The organism is Nocardia sp. NPDC004582, assembly GCF_053602115.1.
Map to the genome: position 1 here is coordinate 35,980 of NZ_JBSGCY010000030.1, position 20,938 is coordinate 56,917.

Consider the following 20,938-nt stretch of genomic DNA (forward strand, 5'->3'; position numbering starts at 1 on the left):
GATGAGCACTCCGTCCGATCCGCAGCACCCCGACCGCGGCGACGCCGACGGCGTCCCGACCCACGCGACCAGCGTCGGACCGCACTGGCCCGCCCGCACCGAGGTCACCACCCGGCAGGTGCCCGAGCGAAGCCACGCCGAACCCGCGCGTGACGCCGCCGAGCCCGCCGCGACCCAGGCCACCCCGCGTACCGAGATGACCCAGCGCGCACCGCGTATCGACGACGAGGAACCGGAACTTCCACCGGCGGACGAGGTTCCGGTCTCCGAGGGCGAACCGCGCACCCCCACCCGGCCCTCCCAGCGCACCGCCCGCATGGCCCGCCCGCGCCCGGTGGTGCGGCGACTCGGAGCGGGCCTGGTGCCGATCCCGACGGTGGAGCCGGTGGATCCGGAGCAGGCGGTGCTCGACGATCCCGTGGTCGCCGAGGGCCGCCGATTCTGCTGGCGCTGCGGCAAACCGGTCGGTCGGGCCACCCCGACGCTGCCGTCCACCACCGCCGGCGACTGCCAAACCTGCGGCGCCCCCTACGATTTCCGGCCCTCCCTGCATCCGGGCGACCGGGTGGCGGGCCAGTACGAGATCCAGGGCTGTATCGCGCACGGCGGCCTGGGCTGGATCTACCTCGCCATCGACCGCAATGTGAGCGACCGCTGGGTGGTGCTCAAGGGCCTGTTGCACGCCGGTGACGCCGAAGCGCAGGCGGTGGCGCTGGCCGAACGGCAGTTCCTCGCCGAGGTGGTGCACCCGAGCATCGTGAAGATCCACAATTTCGTGGAGCACCCGGGCCCGGACGGGACGCCGATCGGCTACATCGTGATGGAGTACGTGGGCGGCCATTCGCTGCGCCACCTGCTCGACCATTACGCGCCCGCCCGCATGCCGGTCTCGGTGGCCATCGCCTACCTGCTGGAAATCCTTCCGGCCCTGGACTATCTGCATTCGGTGGGGCTGGCCTACAACGACCTCAAGCCGGACAACATCATGATCACCACCGATCGGGTGGAGCTCATCGACCTGGGCGCGGTCAGCCAGTTCGAGGCGTACGGAAACCTGTACGGCACCAGGGGATTCCAGGCCCCCGAGATCGCGCACACCGGGCCCACCGTGGCCTCGGACATCTACACCGTCGGGCGCGCGCTCGCCGTGCTCACCCTGCACCTGCCGATGGAGCGCGGCGCCTACGTCGACGGTATCCCCGATCCCGCGGACGAGCCACTGCTGGCCCAGCACCAGTTCCTCTACCGGCTGCTGCTGCGCGCCACCGATCCCGATCCGGACCACCGCTTCCCGTCCGCGCGGGTGCTGGCCGCCCAGCTCACCGGCGTGCTGCGCGAGATCCTGGCCGCGGAGACCGGCAACGAGCATCCGCAGCTGTCGACCCTGTTCAGCCCGCCGCGCACCAGCTTCGGCACCGGCGAGATCATCGCCCAGACCGACGGCATCATCGACGGCGTCCCCCGCGACACCCTGCTGCAGCCCGGTGACGTGGTGGCCGCGCTGCCGGTGCCCATCATCGATCCGGGCGACCCGTCCGCGCCGCTGCTGGCCGGCGCGGCCCACCCCGAACCCCGGCATTCGCTCGAGGAGCTGCGGCACGCCCGCCAGCGCGGGGCCGCCGAACCGGGCGGCGCGCCCGAGACCCTCGAACTCGAGGTCACCCTCGCCGAGGCCCGCGCCCACCTGGACCTGAACGAGCCCGCCGCCGCGCGCATGCTGCTGGCCCGGCTCACCGACGAACCCGAGCCGCCCGCCTGGGACTGGCGCATCGACTGGTATCTCGGACTCACCGAACTGCTGGAACTCGAATACGAGCGCGCCTTCGCCCGCTTCGACGCCGTGCTGGAAGCGCTGCCCGGCGAGATCGCGCCCAAGCTGGCGCTCGCCGCCACCGCGGAACTCATTCTCCAGCACTGGGATTCGCCGGACCCCGAGGAATGGCGTTCCTACGCCGAGAACTACTACGCCACCGTCTGGCGCACCGACCGGGGCGTGGTGAGCGCCGCGTTCGGCCTGGCCCGGCAGCTCGCGGCGGCCGGGAACATCACCGCCGCCGTGCACGCCCTCGACCAGGTGCCGCCCGCCTCCCGGCATTACGCGGAAGCCCGGATGACCGCGATCCTCATGCTGCTGACCAGCGCGCCGGCCGCGGAACTGGACGAGTCGACCCTGCAGGTGGCGGCGGCACGCGTGCAGGACCTGCCGCCCGGTGAGGGGCGCGCCGCGCAGCTGCGGATCCTGTCGCTGGGCATCGCGCTGGGCTGGGTGCAGGCCGGGAACAAACCGAAGTCGGCCGGCTCCACGCTGTTCGGGTCGCCGTTCACCGAACGGGATCTGCGGCGCGGCATCGAGACGGGGCTACGCGGGCTGGCCCGGTCCGCGCCCGAACGCAATCACCGGTACGCGCTGGTGGACCTGGCCAACGCGGTGCGCGCCAAATCCTGGTTCTGACAGCCGGTCTCAGCGAATCCGGAGGAGTCCCGTGTCGCCCGCGGCGGTCCCGAGGGCAGCCTGGGACCATGTGACCGGCGAGGGATTTTCGGCCACGACCGCGGTTGTGCGTGGTGCGACACGGGTTCCGGTGGACCGGCGGGAACCGGTCCGGGCACCACTATGCCGACCGCATCATGATGTTTTCGTGAGGATGCCTCAGCCGACCAGCCGTGCGGACGCGCGGGCGATGGCGAGCTCCTCGTTGGTCGGCACCACCAGCACCGAGATCTCGGAGTCGTCGGCCGAGATGCGGCGCGCGGTGCGGTCTTTCGCGGTGTTCCGGTCGGCGTCCACCCGGATGCCGTAGCGCTCCAGACCGGCCAGCGCCGCCGCGCGCACCCGCGCGTCGTTCTCGCCGACCCCGGCGGTGAACGTGATCGCGTCCACCCGGCCCAGCTCGATCAGGTACGCGCCGAGGTAGCGCCGCAACCGGTGGATGTAGACGTCGAATGCCAGTTTCGCGGCGGGATGGCCGGTTTCGATGAGGCGGCCCAGCTCGCGGAAGTCATTGACCCCGGACAGGCCCTTGATCCCGGAATACCGGTTGAGCAGGGCGTCCACATCGTCGACATTCATGCCGGCGGTGCGGATCAGATGGAAGATGATACCCGGATCCAGATCCCCGGACCGGGTGCCCATGACCAGACCCTCCAGCGGAGTCAGGCCCATGGTGGTGTCCACCGCCCGCCCCGCGCGAATCGCCGAGGCGGACGCGCCGTTGCCCAGGTGCAGCACGATCTGATTCAGCTCGGCGCGATCCTTGCCGAGGAACTCCGCCGCCTGCCCGGACACGTAATCGTGCGAGGTGCCGTGGAAGCCGTACTTGCGAACCCCGTGCGCCGCGGCGGTTTCCGCGTCGATCGCGTAGGTCTTGGCGGCGGCGGGCAGATTGTGGAAGAAGGCGGTGTCGAACACCGCGACCTGCGGCACCTGCGGCAACAGCGCCCGCGCGGATTCGATGCCGATCACGTTCGGCGGATTGTGCAGGGGCGCCAGCGCGGACAGGTCGGTGATGGCCCGCACCACCTCGTCGGTGATGAGCGTCGGCTCGTAGAACACCTCACCGCCGTGCACCACCCGGTGCCCGACCGCGCCCAGATCGGCGTGCGCCAGATCCTGGCCGCTCGCGATGAACAGGTCGAACACCACCCGCAGGCCCTGCGCGTGATCGGCGATCGAACCCTGGTACTCGAAAGTCTTCTCGCCCGTATGGTGTTCGACGGTCACCGCGTCCGGCTCCACCGCCTCGCCGATGCGCTGCACCATGCCGTGCGCGCACACGTCGGCCGTCGCCGGATCCAGCAGCTGGTACTTGATCGACGAGGATCCGGAATTGATCACCAGGACCTTCATTTACGCCTCCTGCTGCGCCTGAATGGCGGTGATGGCGACCGTGTTCACGATATCGGCGACCAGCGCACCCCGCGACAGGTCGTTGACCGGCTTGTTCAAACCCTGCAACACCGGGCCGATCGCCACCGCGCCCGCGCTGCGCTGCACGGCCTTGTAGGTGTTGTTGCCGGTATTGAGGTCCGGGAAGATGAACACCGTCGCCTGACCCGCCACCGCGGAATTGGGCAGCTTGGTCTTGGCCACCGCGGGCTCGATCGCCGCGTCGTACTGGATCGGGCCCTCCACCAGCAGTTCCGGTGCGCGATCGTGCACCAGTTTGGTGGCGTCGCGCACCTTGTCGACATCCGCGCCGGTACCCGACTCGCCCGTGGAGTACGAGAGCATGGCCACGCGCGGATCGATGCCGAACTGCGCGGCCGTCCGAGACGACGAGATGGCGATATCGGCCAGCTGATCCGAGGTCGGATCCGGCACCACCGCGCAGTCGCCGTACACCAGCACCCGATCCGCCAGGCACATCAGGAACACGCTGGACACCGTGGACACGCCCGGCTCGGTCTTGATGATCTCGAAGGACGGGCGGATGGTGTGCGCGGTGGTGTGCGCCGCGCCCGACACCATGCCATCGGCGACGCCCATGTGCACCATCATGGTGCCGAAATACGAGATGTCACTCATGTATTCGCGGGCGCGGTCCACCGTCATGCCCTTGTGGGCGCGCAGGCGGGCGTACTCCTCCGCGAATTCGTCGCGCAGCGGGCAGGTCTGGGGATCGAGCACTTCGGCGGCGTCGATATTCACGCCCAGTTCGGCGGCGCGGCCGCGCGCCGTGGTCTCGTCGCCGAGAATGGTGAGGTCGGCGATCTTGCGTTGCAGCACCCGGCCCGCGGCGCGCAGGATGCGGTCGTCGTCGCCCTCGGGCAGCACGATCCGCTTGCGGTCGTTGCGGGCCCGCTCGATGAGCTGGTACTCGAACATCTGCGGGGTCACGATGCTCGGGATGGGAACCTCGATCTGCCGCAGCAGTTCTCGCGGATCGACCCGCTCCTCCATCACGGCCAGCGCGGTGTCCACCTTGCGCATACTGGACAGCGACACCCGGCCCCGGGTCAGCGCCGTGGCCTTGGCGGTCTCGTAGGTGCCGAGATCGGTGGACAGGATCGGCAGCCGCGGCTTGAGACCCGCCATCAGCCGCGCGATCGACGGCTGCGGGCGGATGCCGCCGTTCATGATGATGCCCGCCAGTGACGGAAAACCTTCCGCCTCATGGGCGTTCACCAGGGCCAGCAGCACGTCGGAGCGGTCGCCCGGGGCGATGACGGCGACACCGTCGGTGAGGCGTTCCAGAATGTGCTCGGCCGTCATGCCGCCCACCATCACGTGCAGCGCTTCGCGGTGCATGAGTTCCGGGTCGCCACTGTAGATCTCGCCGTCGATGGCCTCGCGCAGCTCCTCCATGGTGGGGGCCTGCAGCAGCGGCACCTCCGGCAGCGTCCAGGACGGCACCGCGCAGGCCTTGGACAGGGCTTCGGCGTCGGCCTCGAGCTGATCGGGCTCACAGCGGTTGGCGATCACGGCCACCAGCTTGGCGTGCTCGGCGACGAGTTCACTGCGGCACAGCTCCACCAGTTGCCCCAGTTCGGCTGGGGTGCGGCCGATTCCGCGCACCACCAGCAGCACCGGCGCGCCCAGGTTGACCGCGATGCGGGCGTTGTAGCGCAGCTCGCTGGGGCTGGCCACATCCGTGTAGTCCGAGCCGAGGATGAGCACGGCGTCGCAGTGCTTGGCGACATCGTGATACCGCATGACGATCTCGCTGATCGCCGCGTCCGGGTCCGCGTGCACCTGCTCGTAGGTGACGCCGATGGCCTGGTCGTAGTCGACGTCGGCGGTGGAGTATTCGAGCAGCAGCTCGAGAATGTAGTCCCGCCCGGTGGCGGACCGGGTGATCGGCCGGAACACGCCCACCCGCGGGGTGGTGGCGGCCAGGGCCTGGAGCACGCCGAGCGCGACCGTCGATTTGCCGGTGTCGCCCTCGGGGGACGCGATGTACACACTGGAGACCGGTGCGGCAGCCATGGGCGAAAGCCTACCGACCGTTATGGCTGTATCTATTTGCCCCTCCGCTTCGCTCCGGGGCGGGTTCGGAGACCGCCCGGCAAGTCGTTGAGGACGGTCTCCGCAAGGCCCTCAGAGAGCGCGCAGGCGAGGAGCCAAATCGCGTTCGAACAGGTCCAGGAAGCGGCGCTGGTCGTGGCCCGGGGCGTGGAAGACCAGGTGGTTCAGGCCCGCGTCCAGGTACGGCTTGATCTGCTCGACGGCCTGGTCGGGGTCGGAGGCCACGATCCAGCGCTTGGCGATCTGCTCGATCGGCAGCGCGTCGGCGGCGGCCTCCATCTCCATCGGGTCGGTGATGGAGTGCTTCTGCTCCGCGCTCAGCGAGAGCGGAGCCCAGAAGCGCGTGTTCTCCAGCGCCAGAGCGGGATCGGTGTCGTAGGAGATCTTGATCTCGATCATGCGGTCGATAGCGTCGACCGCACGGCCCGCCTTGGCCGCACCCTCCGCGACGGCGGGCATCAGCTTCTCGGTGTAGAGGTCCATGCCCTTGCCCGAGGTGCAGATGAAGCCGTCACCGGCGCGACCCGCGTACCGGGCCACCAGCGGGCCGCCCGCCGCGATGTACACCGGGATGCCGCCCTTGGGGACGTCGTAGATGGAGGCGCCGACGGTCTTGTAGTACTGGCCGTCGAAGTCCACGCGCTCGCCGGTCCACAGCGCGCGCATCAGCTCCACCGACTCGCGCAGCCGCGCGAAACGCTCCTTGAACTCCGGCCACTCACCCTGGTAACCGGTCGCGATCTCATTGAGCGCCTCACCCGAGCCGACACCCAGCATGATGCGATCCGGGTACAGGCAGCCCATGGTGGCGAACGCCTGCGCGATCACCGCCGGGTTGTAGCGGAAGGTCGGGGTCAGCACCGAGGTGCCGAGCTGGATGCGCTTGGTGCGCTCCCCCACCGCGGCCAGGAAGGCCAGCGAGAACGGGGCGTGCCCGCCATTGTGCCGCCACGGCTGGAAATGGTCGGAGACCGTGGCGCTGTCGAGGCCGTGCTCCTCCGCCGCCACCGCGAGCTCCACCAGCTCACGCGGGCCGAACTGTTCGGCGGACGCCTTGTAGCCGAGCTTGAGGTCCTTCACCTGGGCACTCCTGTCGCCATGCTGCGCTCGCACCGGTCGGCGCGAACGGCCTACTTCGCACAGTAGTCAGCGCCGGAAGACGGTGCGGCAGCGGTCACACCGCAGGAATATATGAGCTTTCGATCCGCGGATAGCGGAGAATATGCGCGTGACCAACGCGAGCCGAGAACCGATCCTTTCCTACCTCACCGACATGGACGGCGTCCTGGTCCACGAGAACCACCTGGTGCCCGGAGCCGACGAGTTCCTCGCCGAACTGCGCGAGAACCAGATCCCGTTTCTGGTGCTCACCAACAACAGCATCTACACCGCGCGCGACCTGCAGGCCCGGCTCCAGCACACCGGCCTCGACATTCCCGTGGAAGCCATCTGGACCTCCGCCCTGGCCACCGCGACCTTCCTGGCGGACCAGCGGCCCGGCGGCACCGCCTACGTGGTCGGCGAATCCGGGCTCACCACCGCGCTGCACGAGATCGGTTACGTCCTCACCGATTCCAACCCCGACTACGTGGTGCTCGGCGAAACCCGCACCTACTCGTTCGAGGCGATCACCACCGCCATCCGCCTGATCGCGGCGGGCGCGCGCTTCATCGCCACCAACCCCGACGCCACCGGGCCCTCGCGCGAGGGCATCCTGCCGGCCACCGGCTCGGTCGCGGCCCTGATCACCCAGGCCACCGGCAAGAAGCCGTACTACGTGGGCAAACCCAACCCGCTGATGATGCGGTCGGCGCTGCGCCGCCTGGGCGCGCACTCGCAGTCCACCGTCATGATCGGCGACCGCATGGACACCGACGTCATCTCCGGCCTGGAGGCCGGCATGCGGACCATCCTGGTCACCACCGGCATCTCCACGCCCGCCCTGGTCGAGCAGTTCCCGTACCGCCCGACCGCCATCCTGCCGTCGGTCGCGTCACTGGTCGGCAAGACCAAGGACCCGTTCGCCCTGTAGTCAGCCGGTCGCGTCGCCCTCGAGCGCGTCGAGGGCGGCCGACAGGGTGGTCAGCGCGTCCACGACCCGCTCCAACTCGTCCCTTCCCAGTTGCGCGACAAGGCGTTTCGCCATCGCCGCATGCTGCGGGTCGATCGCGCGGACCGCGTCGTGACCGGACTCGGTGATGGCCACCAGCTTGGCCCGCCGATGCGCCGGATTCGGCCGGTACTCGACGAAACCCTTGCCCTCCAGCACATCCGCGATGCGCTGCACGCTCTGCCGGGTGATGCCCATCTCGCGGGCGATCCCCGCCACCGGCAGCGGCTCGTGCAGGATCGCGCCGAGCACCTGCCACCACGCCACCGTGATCCCGGACGGCCTCGCCAATTCCTCGGCGATACCGAGGAATTGGCCGTTCAGCTTGAACGACGTGACCGCCGCGGTCGCGAACAGTTCCTGCCCGGTGCGCGTCATCGCGCCGCGGCCGCGCGCTGCTGCTCGTATTCGAACAGGGCGTAGAAGCCCGCCGGATCGTTGTCGCCGTACAGCCGGTCCCACGCCTCGAGCACGTGCGGCTCGAAAATCTCGAGGCGAGCGAGGATCTCGTGGGCGAAGTCGACCGGGCGCGTGCCGGTCGCGGTGATCAGGTCGCCGTCGGTGACGGCCGGCCGCTCGACATAGCGCTCACCACCCGAATATCCCGAGTAGGCAAGGTATTCCGCGGCATTGCTGGTGTGCCGCCGATCGTCGAGCAGCCCTTCCCGGGCGAGCCCGAAGGTGGCGCCGCAGATCGCCGCGACCGGCACCCCGGCCGTCAGGAACTCCCGGGCCTTGCGCGCGAAGACCGCCAAGGCCTCCGGATTCCGCTCGGTATCCAGACCAGGCAGGATCAGCATGGCGCTGTCGGCGGGCTTCAGATCGTCGAGCACGAGATCGGGCAGAACCCGCATGCCGCCCATCGAAGTGACCGGCTCGGCGCTACTCCCAACCGTCCTGACCTGCCATGTTCCCGGCTCCCGGTGCCAGAGTTCTCGATTGATGTGCGCGGTCGCATGGCCGACCTCCCAGTCCGAAAAGGTGTCGTAGACGGCCATATGAACTGTTTTCATCATGACAGCATGCTGTCATTTTTGACAGCATGCTGTCAATGGATGCGGGTAGGTCCCAAGAATCGACTCGACCGTGGCCCGCCGTTGACCTCGAGTGCCTACCATGGCGCACGTCGACCCCCTCTGCGATGGCGCAAACCCTCGGCACTGCCCCTGGGCCTTCGTGGCATCCCTCGCGCGCGGTCGACCTCGGCGTACACCGCCGCCGCGAGTCGCGAATCCAACCCGCCCGGTGCGACCGGCGCCGGACCGGAGATTCGGAGGTGCGCCATGGCAGCAACCCCACGCGGTGACCGGCTCGCGACCGTTCGATCATCAGAAAGGTTCAGCAATGTTCGCAATGACCAGGCACACGGTGGCTCGGGCCATCCTCGCCGGTGCTATTGCGGTGGCTCCGGTCACCGCGGTGACCGTCCCGACCCAGGCCGATGTGGTCACCAACTACAACCCCACCCCTGTCGATCAGCACGTGAACCAAGGCTGGGACGCCAAGCACTTCCTGTTCCCTCCGGGCTGGGGCATCCCGCCGGGATGGCTCAAGCATCTACTGCCGTTCGACTTCTTCGATTGGTTCGATTGGGACTAGCGGATCGCGGCGGGCCTCGAGCGCGTCCAGGATCAGATCCAGGCCGTAGGTGAACTCGCCCGTGTGGTCGTAGCCCGGCCGCAGGGCGTGATCGGTGATCAGCTCGCGCAGGTGCGGGTACCGATCGGCGGGCAGGCGCTCGAGGATGTCGCTCGCCACTTCCTCGACATCGGCGGGGGTCGCGACGGGCAGATTCGCTTCCTGCAGAACGTAACCGCCGATATAGCTGTCGATGAGCGAGATGGCGTGCGCGGCGTCGGCCAGCGTGAACCCGGCCGCTTTCAGGACTCCGAGCACCGCGTCGTGGTGCCCGAGCGTGGCGGGGCCGGGATCGCGGCGGGAGTCCATCAGCCCCAGCGCCCAGTGGTGCCGCGACAGCACCCGCCGGGCGGAATGGGCGCGCACCCGAATCGCGTCCCGCCAGTCCGCGCGGCCGGGATCCGGCAGGTCGATCGCCGCGAACACCGCATCCACCACCCCGTCGAGGATGGCCTCCTTGTTGGGCACGTGGTGATACAGGGACATCGCCTCCACGCCGAGTTCCTGGGCCACCCGCCGCATCGAGATCGATTCCGCGCCACCGCGATCCGCCACCCGGATGGCGGCATCCAGCACACGTTCCCTGCTGAGTGGTTGCGATCGGCGCGGCACGGCGGCTCCCGGTTCGAAGGTATTGACAGGCTTACGCCCGTAAGCCTACCTTACAGTCGTAAGCCAGCCTTACACTCGTAAGAGAAGGAGACTCCGATGCCGATGCCGAGATGGTGGGGGCACGTCAACAAGAGGCTGTTCAACCCGCGCGCGATCGCGAACGGGACATGGCCGGTGCTGACGCATATCGGCCGCACCTCGGGCACGATCTACCGCACCCCGCTCGACGCCCATCCCGTCCCGGGAGGGTATGTGTTCGTGCTGGTCTACGGCTCGCGCGCGGACTGGGTGCGCAATGTCCTGGCGGCCGGCGGCGCATCCCTGCGGATCGGCGGCCGGGACGTGGAACTCGCCGCCCCGCGCATCGTCGGGGAAGCCGAGGCCTTCCAGTCGCTGCCGGCGGATGCCGCCCGCCCGCCGAAGCTGTTCCGCATCACCGAATTCCTACGCATGGACCTCGGCAACGCGGTGACCTTCGAATCCGGATCCGCGCACTGATCCACCGGGCCGGCAGCGCCCGATCGGCCCATCGAAAAGGGCCGGAACCCAGTGGGTTCCGGCCCTTCGGAAAGATCGTCGGATCAGCTCAGCGCGTGGTCCAGGTCGTTGAGGAGATCCTCCACGTCCTCCAGGCCGATGGAGATGCGCAGGACGCCGTCGGTAATGCCCACGGCCGCACGGCCTTCCGGGCCCATGGCACGGTGGGTGGTGGTGGCGGGGTGAGTGATCAGGGTCTTGGCGTCGCCGAGGTTGTTGGAGATGTCGACGATCCGCAGGCGGTTCAAGACCTCGAAGGCGCGCTTCTTGGCCTCGTTGTCGGCGGCCTTCAGCTCGAAGGTGATCACCGTGCCGCCGCCCGACATCTGGCGCTTGGCCAGCTCGTACTGCGGATGCGAGGACAGGAACGGGTACTTCACCCACGCCACCGCCGGATGCGACTCCAGGAACTGGGCGATCCTCAGCGCCGAGTCCACCGACTGGCGCAGCCGCAGCGGCATCGTCTCCAGGCCCTTGAGCAGGGTCCAGGCGTTGAACGGGCTCAGCGCCGGACCGGTGTGGCGCATCAGGTTCTTCACCGGGCCGTCGATGTAGTCCTGCGGGCCCAGGATCGCGCCGCCGAGCACCCGGCCCTGGCCGTCGATGTGCTTGGTGCCCGAGTAGACGGTGATATCCGCGCCCAGGTCGAAGCCGCGCTGCAGCAGCGGAGTGGCGAAGACGTTGTCCAGCACCACCTTCGCGCCCGCGGCATGCGCCAGATCCGAGACCGCGCGCACATCGGTGAGGGTCTGCATCGGGTTCGAGGGGGTCTCGAAGAAGACGGCCTGGGTGGGAACGGACAGCGCCTGCTCCCACTGGTTCAGGTCCTCGCCGTCGACGAACACCGTCTCCACGCCCCAGCGCGGCAGGATCTCGTTGGCCACCACGAAGCAGGAGCCGAACAGGCTGCGCGCCGCGACCAGCCGGTCACCGGCGGACAACAGCGCACCCAGCGCGGTGAACACCGCCGACATGCCCGACGCGGTCGCGAAACAGGCTTCCGCGCCGTCGATCAGGCGCAGCCGCTCCTCGAACATGGCGACCGTCGGGTTGCCGTAGCGCGAGTACACGAAGTGCTCGATATCGCCGGTGAAGGAGGCCTCGGCCGCCTCGGCGCTCTCGTAGACGAAACCCGAATTGAGGAACAACGCCTCGGAGGTCTCGTCGAAGCCGGAACGCCGGGTGCCGCCGCGTACCGCCTGGGTGGCGGGGCCGACGCCCTCGGGAAGCGGTTTCTCGAAAGAGCCGCCGGTGATCATGACTGCCTCCACGGAAGTCCGTCGGCGCGCCAGCCGGTGCTGCCGCGGTGGCCCTGGCCGTCGAGCGCACCCTCGAAGCCGTCGACCACATTGAACGAAGGGGTGATGCCGAGCGTGGTGGCGGCGGTGGCCGCGCCGATCGAACGCTGGCCGGAGCGACAGATGAAGATGACCGGCGCCTCCGAATCCGAAGTCCGGTGGGCCAGCGACTGCTTCAGCAGATCCGCGAACCGGGCATTCGGGGTGCCGGTGACGTCGACCCACTCGATCAGCGCGGTCGGGCGGCCGATGCCGCTGGTGTCGGGCACGCCGACGAACCGCCACTCGGCCTCGGTGCGCACGTCCACCAGAACCGCATCGGGGTTGTCGCGCAACAACTCCCACGCCTGCTTCGGCGTGATGTCACCCTCGTATTTCATATGCGCCGCGCTCACTCGAACCTCCTGAGAATCCGCACTTGCCGCATCGCTGTCCGATGCGAGGCCAGGTCGTCACCCGGAGCACCCCACCGCGGAGGAGGGTTGCCGACCAGCCAGCCGGGGCTTGGCGCTGGTACTCATGACCTGGGATTGAGATTGCCGAAGAACCGTCCCCACTGTCAAACCCCGGCGGCGCTTTCGGCCGATGTCACGAATTACAGACCAACCAGCGGGAATTCTCCTTGGCGAAGTGCCAGGGCGCGGTGGTCGGCGCGCCCGCGACGGTGAAGGAGACCTGCGCGGTCGCCGCGTCGCCCTGCACAGTCGCGTCGGTCAGCTTGCTGTAGGCGATGGTTCCGCCGGTCTCGACCGCGATTCGCAAGGGCGAGAGCTTGTCGTCGAAGGCCTGACACTGCAGGCGCGGATCGTATTTCCCGGTGTCCTGCCGGGACCGGATGAACGCGTCCGCAGCCGCCGAGAGCCGATCGGAATCTGTGACATTCTTCTCAACCGGCGACACCACCGACGCGACCACGATCCCGAGGATCACGACCGCGATGATTCCCGCCGCCACCAGGAACGGCCACATGCTGCGGGTCTCGTTCTGGTCGATCCGGACCGGGGTCTCCTCGGCGTCGCTCATGGGTAGATCATGCCTGGTCCCCTTGTGAGGGCCGGCGCGTGCCATCGATAGAATCAGCAGAATTTCCCGCCCCAGCGCGGGAATAGCAAGACTACGCAGCAACGCTGCAGCGTCGGGGGCCAACGGAGGTCGCCGAGGCCAGAGCGTCAACTTAGCCTAAGCTAAGAGCGACGGCTGAGTTTTTGACGGCAATTTAGTTTCGACCCAAAGGGTGCGCGGAAGAATGACCGAACAGAGTGCAGCGACCCGCCCGCTACGCATTGCGATCGTGGGCGCAGGACCGGCCGGCATCTACGCCGCCGACGCGTTGATGAAGTCCGACGCGGACGTGAGCATCGATCTCTACGAGCGCATGCCCGCGCCCTTCGGCCTGATCCGCTACGGCGTCGCGCCCGACCACCCGCGCATCAAGGGCATCATCACCGCGCTGCACAAGGTGCTCGACAAGCCGCAGGTCCGCCTGCTGGGCAATATCGACTACGGCGTCGACATCACCCTCGAGGACCTGCGCCAGTTCTACGACGCGGTCATCTTCTCCACCGGCGCCAACGCCGACCGCGCGCTGGGCGTGCCGGGCATCGACCTGGACGGCTCCTACGGCGCCGCGGACTTCGTGTCCTGGTACGACGGCCACCCCGACGTCGCCCGCACCTGGCCGCTGGAGGCCGAGAAGGTCGCGGTCCTCGGCGTCGGCAACGTCGCCCTGGACGTGGCCCGCGTGCTCGCCAAGACCGGCGACGAGCTGCTGCCGACCGAGATCCCGCCGAACGTCTACGAGGGCCTCAAGGCCAACAAGGCGCTCGAGGTGCACGTGTTCGGCCGCCGCGGTCCCGCCCAGGCCAAGTTCACCCCGCTCGAGCTGCGCGAGCTCGACCACTCGCCGACCATCGAGGTCATCGTCGATCCGGAGGACATCGACTACGACGAGGGTTCGGAAGCGGCACGCCGTCATTCGAAGCAGGTCGACATGATCTGCAACACCCTCGAGCAGTGGGCCATCCGCGACGTCGGCGACCGCCCGCACAAGCTGTTCCTGCACTTCTTCGAGAACCCCTCGGAGATCCTCGGCGAGGACGGCAAGGTCGTGGGCCTGCGCACCGAGCGCACCCAGCTCGACGGCACCGGAAACTGCAAGGGCACCGGCGAATTCAAGGACTGGGACATCCAGGCCGTGTACCGCGCGGTCGGCTACCTGTCGCAGAACATCCCGGCCCTGCCCTTCGACGACCAGGCCGGCACCGTGCCCAACGAGGCCGGGCGCGTGCTCGTCGACGAGGACGCCGACGACGCGGCTCGCTACATGCCCGCTACCTACGTGACCGGCTGGATCAAGCGCGGCCCGGTCGGCCTCATCGGCCACACCAAGGGCGACGCCAACGAGACCATCGCCTGCCTGCTCGACGACGCCGCCGGCTTCGTCCCGGCCGACAAGCCGGAGCCGGAGGCGGTCACCGCGTTCCTCGAGGGCAAGGGCATCCCGTTCACCACCTGGGCCGGCTGGTACCGCCTGGACGCGCACGAGCGCGCCCTCGGCGAGCCGCAGGGCCGCGAGCGGGTCAAGGTCGTCGAGCGCGACGAGATGCTGGCCGCCTCCGAGCCCGACAAGGCCTCCTGAGCGGTCACCGGCCCAACGTCGTGACCAGCGTGAATCCGCCTGCCGGACAAGGTTGTCCACACTTGTCACCGTTCTGAGGCATGCTGATCACGTGTTCGATGCCCATCTCCACATCTTCGATCCGCGGTTCCCGCTGGTCGAGAACGAGGGCTACCTGCCCGACCCGTACACCATCGCCGACTATCGCAAGCGCATGTCCCGCTTCGATATCGACGGTGGCGCGGTGGTCAGCGGGTCCTTCCAGGGCACCGATCAGAGCTATCTGCTGGCCGCCCTCGCCGAACTCGGCGAGGGCTGGGTCGGCGTCACCAATCTGCACGTCGACGCCACCGACGCCGAGATCCTCGAACTGAGCAGGGCCGGGGTCCGCGCGATCCGGTTCAACCTCAAGCGCGCCGGCGGCGACATCGTGGGGCTGACCATGCTGGCGCTGCGCGCCTACGAGCTGGCCGGCTGGCACGTCGAGCTCTACATCGACGGATCCATGCTGGGCTCGCTGGAACCGGTCATCACCAAACTGCCCAAGCTGTCCATCGACCACCTCGGCATGTCCGACGACTGCCTGCCGTACCTGCTCAACCTGGTCGACCGGGGAGCCAAGGTGAAGGCCTCCGGCTTCGGGCGGGTGGCCATGAATGTCGGCTCGGCGCTGCGCAAGATCCACACCGTCAACCCCGAAGCCCTCATGTTCGGCACCGATCTGCCGGGCACCCGGGCCGGGCGGCCCTTCCGCGACGCCGACATCTCCCTGATCGCCGACTCGGTGGGCTCGGATCTGCACAAGGTCCTGGAAGACAATGCCCGCGCCTTCTACGGCCTGCCCGCCAAGGTCCGCGATTTCGAGGACCCGGCCGCGCACCGCTCGACCGGGGAACCGCCGACACTGCGGTTGCCGCGCTCGGAACTGCCCGCTCCCCAGCATCCGGACACGCTGCCGCTGCCGCGTATCGATCGATAGGCCGCGCCCTCCGCGCCCGGAGACCTTCGCGTTATTGTCATAGCGTCAACACCGGCGGGTGAGCCGGTGCGCAGCATTCGACGACGAACCGAGGTAGGGCGTGAGCACTCCATCCACCGCCAAGCAGGGCCCGCTCGCGGGCATCCGGGTTGTTGAACTGGCCGGCATCGGCCCCGGTCCGCACGCGGCACTGCTGCTCGCCGACCTCGGCGCCGACGTGGTCCGGGTGCAGCGGCCCGGCATGCTGCCCGGCTTCATGGAACGCCCGCAGTGGCGCGGCCGCACCATCGTCGAGGCCAACCTCAAGGATCCGGCCGACATCGAGAAGGTGCTCGGCCTCATCGACAAGGCCGACGTGCTGCTCGAGGGCTTCCGCCCCGGCGTCACCGAGCGCATGGGCCTGGGCCCCGACGCGGCCCTGGAACGCAACCCGCGTCTGGTCTACGGCCGCATGACCGGCTGGGGCCAGTACGGCCCGATGGCCGACCGCGCCGGCCACGACATCAACTACATCTCGCTCACCGGTGTGCTGAACGCCATCGGCCGCAAGGGCGAACGGCCGGTCCCGCCGCTGAACATGGTCGGCGACTTCGGCGGCGGTTCCATGTTCCTGGTCTTCGGCATCCTGGCCGCGCTGGTGGAACGCCAGAACTCCGGCCAGGGCCAGGTCATCGACGCCGCCATGATCGACGGCGCGCTCGCGCTCTCGCACATGATCTGGGGCATGAAGGGCGTGGGCCTGTGGTCCGATGAGCGCGGCACCAACCTGCTCGACACCGGCATGGCGTTCTACGACACCTACGAGACCTCCGACGGCAAGTACATGGCCGTCGGCTGCATCGAGCCGCAGTTCTACGCCGAACTGCTCGCCGGCCTGGAGATCTCGCCCGAGGGCCTGCCCAACCAGCTCGACCCCAACGGCCAGGACCAGCTGCGCAAGCTGTTCACCGAGAAGTTCAAGACCAAGACCCGCGACGAGTGGTGGGCGATCTTCGAGCACACCGACGCCTGCACCACCCCGGTGCTGACCTTCACCGAGGCCGAGCGGAACCCGCACATCCAGGCCCGCACCGGTCTCATCGAGATCGACGGCGTCGTGCAGCACGCCCCGGCCCCGCGCTTCTCGCGCACCCCGGGCGGCGTGCCGACACCGCCGCCGACCGCGGGCACCCCGATCGAAACCGTCTGGGCCGACTAGCCTTTCCCGGACAGCCGAACGCCCCCTGTGGAATTACCCAGGGGGCGTTGACTTTTCCGATGCGGCGGTTGGTGGTGCTGGAATTACGGCGCGACGAGCTGGATATCGAGCTCGATGGCGATCTTGTCGCTCAGCATGGCGTTCGGCATGCCCGGGGCGACCTCGAATTCGCTGCGCTTGATGGTGCCGGTGGCGTTGAAGCCGGCGTGCTGCTTGTTGTCCTGCGGGAAGACCTGCACGCCGCCCCACTCGACCGCGAGGGTGACCGGCTTGGTGATGCCGCCGATGGTGGCCTCGCCGGTGACCTCGAACTCCTCGGCCAGGGCGACGGGCTCCGGCACGCGGAAGGTCAGGTGCGGGCGGTTGGCGACATCGAGGATGTCGGCGCTGCGGACGTGGCCGTCGCGCATCTCGTTGCCGGTGTCGAAGGAGTCGAAGTAGATGGTGGCCTCGATGGCGGCCTCGCCGGCCTCGTTGACCACGAAACCGGTCTCGAAGCGGTTGAAGCGGCCGCGGACCTTGGAGATGCCCAGGTGCTTGACGGTGAAGTTCACCGAGGAGTGGGCGGCGTCCAGGGTCCAGGAGCCGGCGGCGAGGGTGGTCTGCTCGGAAGTCGTCATGTCACCTACCGTAAGTGGACTCCGGTCCGTTTATCCACACCGTGGTTATCCGGGGACTGGCAGGGCTGGGATAACGGAACACGGACCAGGCAGTATGGAAGGGTGTCCCGTTCCGAATTCGCCGAGTTCCTGATCGCCCGACGCGCCCAGCTGCAGCCCGAGGACGTCGGCCTGCCCAGCGGCCGCCGCCGGCGCACACCCGGCCTGCGCCGCGAGGAGGTGGCCGCGCTCGCCGGAGTCAGCGCAGACTACCTGGCCCGGCTCGAACAGGGCCGCGACACCAACCCCTCCACCGCCGTGCTCGCCGCGCTCGCGGATGCCCTGCGGCTCAACGAAGTCGAGAAACACCACTTCGGCAAGCTGGCCCTGAGCCTGGAACAGAAGACCACCTGCCCGGCCGCCGGACAGGCCCGCGAACAGGTCTCCGACACCATCCAGGCCGTCATCGACGCCCTGCAGCCCACCCCGGCCTTCGTGCTCGGCCGCTGGCTGAACCTGCTGTCCTGGAACCCGTCCTTCCGCGACTTCACCGAACCGCTCGGCATGTTCGACACCGAGGCGCACAACAACTTCGCCATCTACGTCTTCGACCACCCGGCCGCCCAGAAAACCTTCCTGAACTGGGCCGACGTCGCCGACATGGTCACCTCCGCACTGCGCGCCGCCGTCACCCGGTTCCCCGACGACCCCTCGGTCGCCCGGACCATCGAGAACCTGAGCCGCAATCCCGAATTCGAGCGGCGCTGGCGTGAGCACCGGCTCACCGACTTCCGTTCCGTCGTGGTGCGCCTGCGACACCCGCTGCGCGGCGAGGTGGAGGTCGAGGTGGAGACCCTGGATCCGGCGGCGGACCAGACTGTCATGATCTGGCTGGTCGACCGGCGACACGCCCGAACCCCTGGATTGCGGCTGGTCAACGAATAAAAACCGCAGCTCGCAGGCCCGCGTTCCGGCTGCCGGGGCGGACCCGGCGAACTACAGTTGATCCATGGCTCGGAATTGGCCGATGGTCGAACGGGAGAACGAGCTCGAATCGATCAGGTCGGCGCTCACCGGCGGCGACTTCGTCGGTGTGGTGCTCACGGGTGACGCGGGGGTCGGGAAAACCACGCTGGCGCGGATGGCCACCGCCGCCGCGGGAAACGTCCGCTGGGTGGCCGGCACCGAATCCGCCCGCAGCATTCCGCTCGGGGTCTTCGCGCACATGGTGGGGGTGTACACCGCCCACGACCCGGTGACCTTCATGGCCGCCGCCCGCGAAGCGCTGCTCGCCGACGGGCACACCATCATCGGCGTCGACGACGCCCATCTGCTCGACCAGCTCTCCGCCACCCTGCTGCTGCAACTGGCCATCGACAAGGCCGCACACATCGTCGCCACCGTGCGCAGCGGAGTGCAGGTGCCCGACGCGATCACCTCGCTGTGGAAGGACGGGCACCTGCTGCGCCTGGACCTCAAACCGTTCACCCAGCGGCAGAGCGTCGAACTCGTGGAATCCATGCTGGGCGGGCAGCTCGAGGGCTTCACCGCCAACCTGATGTGGGAATCCTCCGGCGGCAACGCGCTTTTCCTGCGCCACCTCGTCGACGGCGCGCTGGAGGCGGGCACGCTGCGGCAGGTCAACGGGGTGTGGCAGCTGCGCGGGCGGGCCGCCGTCACCTCGGAACTGGCCGCGCTGCTGGAGGATCGGGTGGAACAGCTGCCCGAATCGGTGCTGCGGGTGCTGGAACTGCTCACCTTCTGCGAGCCCATCGACCTGGACGTGTTATCGGAGATCGCGGGCGAGGAGGCCGTCGAATCGGCCGAAACCCGTGGGCTCATCAGGATTGTCGAGAACGGGCACCAGCTGCTGGTGCGCTACAACCATCCGCTGTTCGGCGAGGTGATCCGGCGGCGACTGGGCATCGCGTCGGCGCGGCGGCTGCGCGGACGGCTGTACTCCTCGCTCAAGGACCGGCCCGTCAACTCGGCCTCCGAACGCATACGGCTCGCCGAATTGGCCTTGGACAGCGACAAATCAGCCGACCTGGAACTGTTCCAGGCCGCGGCCGCCGACGCCATCAGCCTGGCGAATCTGCCACTGGGAGAACGGTTCGCGCGTGCCGCGGTGGAACGACAGGGCGGCGTCGAAGCCGCCGATCTGCTCGCCCGCGCCCTGCTCTGGCAGGGCCATCGCATCGAAGCCGAACGCACCCTCGCCGGCTTCGACCCCGACCAGCTCACCGAGGTCCAGCTGGCACGCTGGGGCAGCACCCGGGTCGCGAATCTGCTGTGGTCCATGGGCGACGCCGACCGCGCCGACGAGGTGCTGGCCTCGGTGCGCAAACGGGTCAGCCACCCGAAAATCATTGCGGCACTGGACGGCCTGGCCTCCGCGTGCGCGGTCAACGAGAACCGGATCGAGGAGGCGTTCACCCTCGCCGAATCGGTCATGTCCACGCCCGAGGCGCCGCCCTGGGCGGTGTACTGGGCCGCGTTCGGCGGCGGGCTCGCGCTGGCGCTCATGGGGCGCGGCGAGGCGGCCCGGCAGTACGCCGCGCGCGGGCACGCCGTGGAACCGCACATCGACGGCTTGAACCGGTTCATGTTCACGCACGCGGAAGTCCTGGCACTCACCTTCACCGGCGAACTCGAAGCCGCACGGGGATGCGCCAACCGGCCCTACCCGTTCTCCTCCGCCGGGCAATACCTGGCCTGGGGCCTGGCCAAGATCCTGCAGGGCACCGTGGATGTGGCGCAGGGCAAGTTCCCCCAGGGCATCGACAATCTCGAGCAGGCGCTCGCGGCGCTCACCACCGAGGGCGCGGCGGCCTGGATGTTCCCGGCCCAGCTGCGCCTCGCGGAGGCCTATTCGGCGCTCGGGCGGTCCGCCGACGCCGCGGAAGCCATTGCGGCCGCGTCCTTCCGGGGCGGCCGGCACAGCGCGGTGTACGAGGCGCTGCTGGACTTGGCGCGTGCGATGCAGGCCGCCGCCGAGGGCACCGCGACACCCGCGGTCCGGCTCGCTATCGGCGCCGCCGACCTGGCCGCGCGGTCGCATCAGCACGCTGTCGAGGCGATGGCGCTGCACACCGCCGCCCGCTTCGGCGATTCGACGGTAGCCGGACGGCTCGCCGATCTGGCGGCGCGCATCGACGGGCGGCTGGTGCAGGTGCAGGCCCGGCACGCGGTGGCGGTCGCCGCCCACGACGGGCCCGGATTGGACACCGCCGCAGCGGAATTCGAATCCATCGGGGCGATGCTGTCGGCCGCCGACGCCGCCGCGCAGGCGCATGCCCGCGCCGAGCAGATCGATATCGCCGATCGCCGTATCGGGCTGCACCGCGACCGTTTCCAGCAGCCGGGCCAGCGCGGCGAGGAAGCG

General features: G+C 68.9%; 19 protein-coding genes and 1 riboswitch. Of the genes, 9 read left to right on the forward strand and 10 right to left on the reverse strand.

All coding sequences use genetic code 11. The features are described from left to right. Nucleotide 1: 1 nt before the first annotated feature. A complete protein-coding gene (locus ACWELJ_RS11805) occupies nucleotides 2-2,452 on the forward strand; it encodes a serine/threonine-protein kinase PknG (RefSeq protein ID WP_452366139.1) in 2,451 nt (816 codons plus the stop codon). Nucleotides 2,453-2,650: 198 nt separating this feature from the next. Here the strand turns inward: ACWELJ_RS11805 and ACWELJ_RS11810 are convergent, their stop codons facing one another. The 3 genes from ACWELJ_RS11810 to fgd form a co-directional block, all read right to left on the reverse strand. Next, nucleotides 2,651-3,847: an acetate kinase gene (locus tag ACWELJ_RS11810; RefSeq protein ID WP_452366140.1), complete on the reverse strand. Its 1,197-nt coding sequence runs from the start codon at nucleotides 3,845-3,847 to the stop codon at nucleotides 2,651-2,653. Next, nucleotides 3,848-5,926 carry a phosphate acetyltransferase gene (gene pta, locus ACWELJ_RS11815; RefSeq protein WP_452366141.1) on the reverse strand — a complete coding sequence of 693 codons (2,079 nt, stop codon included), beginning with the start codon at nucleotides 5,924-5,926 and terminating at the stop codon, nucleotides 3,848-3,850. It lies immediately after the preceding gene. A gap of 111 nt (nucleotides 5,927-6,037) precedes the next feature. Further along, nucleotides 6,038-7,045, reverse strand: coding sequence for a glucose-6-phosphate dehydrogenase (coenzyme-F420) (fgd, locus tag ACWELJ_RS11820; RefSeq protein WP_452366142.1), 1,008 nt, complete (start codon nucleotides 7,043-7,045; stop codon nucleotides 6,038-6,040). Between the two features lie 193 nt (nucleotides 7,046-7,238). Between fgd and ACWELJ_RS11825 the strand changes: the two genes are divergently transcribed. Next, nucleotides 7,239-7,997, forward strand: coding sequence for an HAD-IIA family hydrolase (locus ACWELJ_RS11825; protein WP_452366158.1), 759 nt, complete (start codon nucleotides 7,239-7,241; stop codon nucleotides 7,995-7,997). Here ACWELJ_RS11825 and ACWELJ_RS11830 read toward each other — a convergent pair whose 3' ends face one another. Then, nucleotides 7,998-8,453 carry a MarR family winged helix-turn-helix transcriptional regulator gene (locus tag ACWELJ_RS11830; protein ID WP_452366143.1) on the reverse strand — a complete coding sequence of 152 codons (456 nt, stop codon included), beginning with the start codon at nucleotides 8,451-8,453 and terminating at the stop codon, nucleotides 7,998-8,000. It abuts the gene before it with no gap. Beyond that, nucleotides 8,450-9,091: a type 1 glutamine amidotransferase family protein gene (locus ACWELJ_RS11835; RefSeq protein WP_452366144.1), complete on the reverse strand. Its 642-nt coding sequence runs from the start codon at nucleotides 9,089-9,091 to the stop codon at nucleotides 8,450-8,452. Before ACWELJ_RS11835 ends, ACWELJ_RS11830 begins: the two co-directional genes overlap by 4 nt. Before the next feature lie 337 nt (nucleotides 9,092-9,428). Here ACWELJ_RS11835 and ACWELJ_RS11840 point away from each other — a divergent pair, with 337 nt between their 5' ends. Next, a complete protein-coding gene (locus ACWELJ_RS11840) occupies nucleotides 9,429-9,674 on the forward strand; it encodes a hypothetical protein (RefSeq protein WP_452366145.1) in 246 nt (81 codons plus the stop codon). On the opposite strand, the gene ACWELJ_RS11845 is transcribed toward ACWELJ_RS11840, so the two are convergent. Then, on the reverse strand, nucleotides 9,633-10,289 hold the full coding sequence (locus tag ACWELJ_RS11845) for a TetR/AcrR family transcriptional regulator (protein ID WP_452366146.1): 657 nt from the start codon (nucleotides 10,287-10,289) through the stop codon (nucleotides 9,633-9,635). The genes ACWELJ_RS11840 and ACWELJ_RS11845 overlap by 42 nt on opposite strands. Nucleotides 10,290-10,421: 132 nt before the next feature. On the opposite strand from ACWELJ_RS11845, the gene ACWELJ_RS11850 reads away from it, so the two are divergent. After that, the gene (locus tag ACWELJ_RS11850; RefSeq protein WP_452366147.1) at nucleotides 10,422-10,823 is read left to right on the forward strand and encodes a nitroreductase family deazaflavin-dependent oxidoreductase; all 402 of its coding nucleotides are present in this window, start codon (nucleotides 10,422-10,424) and stop codon (nucleotides 10,821-10,823) included. Nucleotides 10,824-10,906: 83 nt separating this feature from the next. Here ACWELJ_RS11850 and ACWELJ_RS11855 read toward each other — a convergent pair whose 3' ends face one another. The 3 genes from ACWELJ_RS11855 to ACWELJ_RS11865 form a co-directional block, all read right to left on the reverse strand. Next, on the reverse strand, nucleotides 10,907-12,121 hold the full coding sequence (locus ACWELJ_RS11855; protein ID WP_452366148.1) for an O-succinylhomoserine sulfhydrylase: 1,215 nt from the start codon (nucleotides 12,119-12,121) through the stop codon (nucleotides 10,907-10,909). Then, the gene (locus ACWELJ_RS11860) at nucleotides 12,118-12,540 is read right to left on the reverse strand and encodes a rhodanese-like domain-containing protein (RefSeq protein WP_452366159.1); all 423 of its coding nucleotides are present in this window, start codon (nucleotides 12,538-12,540) and stop codon (nucleotides 12,118-12,120) included. Before ACWELJ_RS11860 ends, ACWELJ_RS11855 begins: the two co-directional genes overlap by 4 nt. A 29-nt stretch (nucleotides 12,541-12,569) precedes the next feature. After that, nucleotides 12,570-12,685, reverse strand: a riboswitch (SAM riboswitch). Between the two features lie 63 nt (nucleotides 12,686-12,748). Next, nucleotides 12,749-13,183, reverse strand: a complete 435-nt coding sequence (locus tag ACWELJ_RS11865) for an Rv0361 family membrane protein (RefSeq protein WP_452366149.1) — start codon at nucleotides 13,181-13,183, stop codon at nucleotides 12,749-12,751. Between the two features lie 223 nt (nucleotides 13,184-13,406). Here ACWELJ_RS11865 and ACWELJ_RS11870 point away from each other — a divergent pair, with 223 nt between their 5' ends. The 3 genes from ACWELJ_RS11870 to ACWELJ_RS11880 all read left to right on the forward strand — a co-directional run bounded on the left by ACWELJ_RS11870 (nucleotide 13,407) and on the right by ACWELJ_RS11880 (nucleotide 16,954). Next, the gene (locus ACWELJ_RS11870; RefSeq protein ID WP_452366150.1) at nucleotides 13,407-14,798 is read left to right on the forward strand and encodes an FAD-dependent oxidoreductase; all 1,392 of its coding nucleotides are present in this window, start codon (nucleotides 13,407-13,409) and stop codon (nucleotides 14,796-14,798) included. A gap of 91 nt (nucleotides 14,799-14,889) precedes the next feature. Continuing rightward, nucleotides 14,890-15,756 (forward strand): amidohydrolase family protein, encoded by an 867-nt coding sequence (locus ACWELJ_RS11875; RefSeq protein ID WP_452366151.1) that lies wholly within the window; start codon nucleotides 14,890-14,892, stop codon nucleotides 15,754-15,756. A gap of 100 nt (nucleotides 15,757-15,856) precedes the next feature. Further along, complete coding sequence (locus tag ACWELJ_RS11880) at nucleotides 15,857-16,954, forward strand: CaiB/BaiF CoA transferase family protein (protein WP_452366152.1); 1,098 nt, start codon at nucleotides 15,857-15,859, stop codon at nucleotides 16,952-16,954. A gap of 83 nt (nucleotides 16,955-17,037) precedes the next feature. On the opposite strand, the gene ACWELJ_RS11885 is transcribed toward ACWELJ_RS11880, so the two are convergent. Then, the gene (locus ACWELJ_RS11885; protein WP_452366153.1) at nucleotides 17,038-17,574 is read right to left on the reverse strand and encodes a YceI family protein; all 537 of its coding nucleotides are present in this window, start codon (nucleotides 17,572-17,574) and stop codon (nucleotides 17,038-17,040) included. A gap of 102 nt (nucleotides 17,575-17,676) precedes the next feature. Here ACWELJ_RS11885 and ACWELJ_RS11890 point away from each other — a divergent pair, with 102 nt between their 5' ends. Both ACWELJ_RS11890 and ACWELJ_RS11895 read left to right on the forward strand, forming a co-directional pair. Further along, nucleotides 17,677-18,498 (forward strand): MmyB family transcriptional regulator, encoded by an 822-nt coding sequence (locus ACWELJ_RS11890; RefSeq protein ID WP_452366154.1) that lies wholly within the window; start codon nucleotides 17,677-17,679, stop codon nucleotides 18,496-18,498. A 64-nt stretch (nucleotides 18,499-18,562) separates the two neighbouring features. Continuing rightward, nucleotides 18,563-20,938 (forward strand): helix-turn-helix transcriptional regulator (locus ACWELJ_RS11895; RefSeq protein ID WP_452366155.1); only part of this gene is annotated, 2,376 nt, incomplete at its 3' end.

Coding starts and splice junctions, on each gene's coding strand:
- ACWELJ_RS11805 (WP_452366139.1), top strand. CDS start 2: ATGAGCACTCCGTCCGATCCGCAGCACCCCGACCGCGGCGACGCCGAC.
- ACWELJ_RS11810 (WP_452366140.1), bottom strand. CDS start 3,847: ATGAAGGTCCTGGTGATCAATTCCGGATCCTCGTCGATCAAGTACCAG.
- pta (WP_452366141.1), bottom strand. CDS start 5,926: ATGGCTGCCGCACCGGTCTCCAGTGTGTACATCGCGTCCCCCGAGGGC.
- ACWELJ_RS11825 (WP_452366158.1), top strand. CDS start 7,239: ATGGACGGCGTCCTGGTCCACGAGAACCACCTGGTGCCCGGAGCCGAC.
- ACWELJ_RS11830 (WP_452366143.1), bottom strand. CDS start 8,453: ATGACGCGCACCGGGCAGGAACTGTTCGCGACCGCGGCGGTCACGTCG.
- ACWELJ_RS11835 (WP_452366144.1), bottom strand. CDS start 9,091: ATGATGAAAACAGTTCATATGGCCGTCTACGACACCTTTTCGGACTGG.
- ACWELJ_RS11840 (WP_452366145.1), top strand. CDS start 9,429: ATGACCAGGCACACGGTGGCTCGGGCCATCCTCGCCGGTGCTATTGCG.
- ACWELJ_RS11850 (WP_452366147.1), top strand. CDS start 10,422: ATGCCGATGCCGAGATGGTGGGGGCACGTCAACAAGAGGCTGTTCAAC.
- ACWELJ_RS11855 (WP_452366148.1), bottom strand. CDS start 12,121: ATGATCACCGGCGGCTCTTTCGAGAAACCGCTTCCCGAGGGCGTCGGC.
- ACWELJ_RS11860 (WP_452366159.1), bottom strand. CDS start 12,540: ATGAAATACGAGGGTGACATCACGCCGAAGCAGGCGTGGGAGTTGTTG.
- ACWELJ_RS11865 (WP_452366149.1), bottom strand. CDS start 13,183: ATGAGCGACGCCGAGGAGACCCCGGTCCGGATCGACCAGAACGAGACC.
- ACWELJ_RS11870 (WP_452366150.1), top strand. CDS start 13,407: ATGACCGAACAGAGTGCAGCGACCCGCCCGCTACGCATTGCGATCGTG.
- ACWELJ_RS11885 (WP_452366153.1), bottom strand. CDS start 17,574: ATGACGACTTCCGAGCAGACCACCCTCGCCGCCGGCTCCTGGACCCTG.